The 1388-nt window shown below is 64.0% G+C and carries 1 protein-coding gene; it reads right to left on the bottom strand.

Annotation, left to right across the window (positions count from 1 at the left end; translation table 11 throughout):
• On the bottom strand, positions 1–1388 hold a 1388-nt coding region (locus FHS34_RS41835), incomplete at both ends, for an AMP-binding protein (RefSeq protein ID WP_184976196.1).

Genomic DNA, 1388 nt, shown 5'->3' with positions numbered 1-1388 from the left:
GAGGACCCGAAATAGCCACGCGCCAACTGCACCCCGGACACATACAACTCACCCACGACACCGACCGGAACCAAACGCAGACCGGAATCCAGCACGTGCATGCGGGTGTTCGCGATCGGAGTGCCGATGGGAACGACGGTCGGCCAGTCGGCATCCCGGTGGTGCAGAGAATGGCTGGTGACGACGTGTGTTTCGGCCGGACCATAGTTGTTTCGAAGCCGGGTCCGGGAATCGCGGAAGAACTCTTTGAGGCCGGCGTCCAGGGTGAGCGCTTCGCCTGCCTGGCACACCTCACGTAGGTCAGGCAGGTCGAATCCGTCTTCGAGAGCTGCTGCGCACACCGCTTTGAGTACCGGTGTCGGTGCGAACAGTTCGCTGATCCGCTGTTGACGCAGCCATGCCGCGAACGCGCGCGGATCAGCCCGGGTCTCGTCGTCGGGAATGATCAGCGACTTGCCTGTTGCCAGGCTGGACAGGATCTCCTGGACCGAGACGTCGAATCCCAACGCGGTGAACTGGGCGACCCGTGTACCCATGCCACTGTCAGTGGCGTCGATGTGCCAGCTCAACAGGTTGGCCAGCGCGCCGGACGTCATGGCGACGCCCTTCGGGACGCCGGTGGATCCGGAGGTGTAGATCAAGTAGGCGAGATGCTCCGGGCGCAGTGCCGGTCGGGGGTCGGCGCGGGCCGTGGTGATCTCTTCGACCAGAAGGCACCGCACACCTGTCCCGGCAACGTACTCGATGGTGGTCCTGTCGGTGACGACGACCACCGGCGCCGAGTCGGCGAGCATGAACTCCAGTCGGTCCGCCGGGTAGGCGGGGTCGATGGGCAGATAGACACCGCCGGCCTTCAAGACCCCCAGCAATGTGGCGACCAGTTCCGGCGAGCGGGGGAGTGCTACCGCCACCACGGAGTCCGGCCTCACACCTGCGGCGGCGAGGGCGCCAGCGATGGCGTCGGCGCGTGCATCGAGTTGCCGGTAGGTCAGCTCGACTTCCCCGAAGACCAAAGCGGTGGCGTCCGGAGTCCGCCGTATTTGCTCCTCGATCACCTGGGAGACCGTCGTCGTGGCGGCCATTGCGGTGTCGTTCCAGGTTTCGAGGAGTTGATGGCGTTCATGGGGGAGGAGCACGTCGAGGGTTCGGAGCGGTGTGTCCGGGGTGGCGACCACCGTGCGCAGAACTGTCTTGAACCGGGTGATGAGCTGTTCGATGGTTTCCTTGTCGAACAGGTCGGTGGCGTATTCAACCATTCCTTGATAGCCGGTGTAGCCGTTCTCATTGTCCGGTGGTTCGACGATGTTGAAGAGGAGGTCGAATCGTGAGGTGCGGGTTGAGGTGGGTTCGTAGGTGGTGTTGATGTTGCCGAGGGTGAGGTGGGGGAG

It is taken from the genome of Streptomyces echinatus (assembly GCF_014203595.1).
In the GTDB taxonomy this organism is placed as follows: Bacteria; Actinomycetota; Actinomycetes; order Streptomycetales; family Streptomycetaceae; genus Streptomyces; species Streptomyces echinatus.
This window is presented reverse-complemented; position numbering and strand designations above follow the sequence as displayed.